Source organism: Massilia mucilaginosa (assembly GCF_011682145.1).
GTDB classification, from domain to species: Bacteria; Pseudomonadota; Gammaproteobacteria; order Burkholderiales; family Burkholderiaceae_D; genus Telluria_A; species Telluria_A mucilaginosa.
Window position 1 is genome coordinate 1 of sequence record NZ_WHJH01000254.1, and the last position, 354, is coordinate 354.

1 protein-coding gene is annotated in these 354 nt (G+C 59.6%); it reads right to left on the bottom strand.

Translation table 11 applies throughout. The features are described from left to right. On the bottom strand, positions 1-354 hold a 354-nt coding region (locus F2P45_RS34750), incomplete at both ends, for a phage late control D family protein (RefSeq protein WP_187367264.1).

Below are 354 nucleotides of genomic sequence, written 5' to 3' on the forward strand. Positions count from 1 at the left end.
TCGACTGCACCATGCGCTCGGCCGTGAACGCCGTCACGGCATCTTCCTTGTGAACCCGGTTGCCGCCATTGAACTTGACCGTCGCGTGCCCTTTTTGCGGCGGGCAAAAGCCCGCGTTGCAGGAATCATCGCTGATGACCATGATGTGGCTGCCGGCGCTATGCTCGAAGTAATAGAACAGGCCGTATTTTTCCATCAGGCGGCACGTGAAGTGCTCGTCGGTCTCGTCGTACTGGACGATGTAGTTTTCCGGCGGGTAGCTCTTGCTGGTGCGGAACTCGTAGGTCGCCAGGCCGCCGTGGTCGCCCTTGTAGATCTTGTCGAGCACGCCGAGCACGTTCAGGTCCTGGAAGA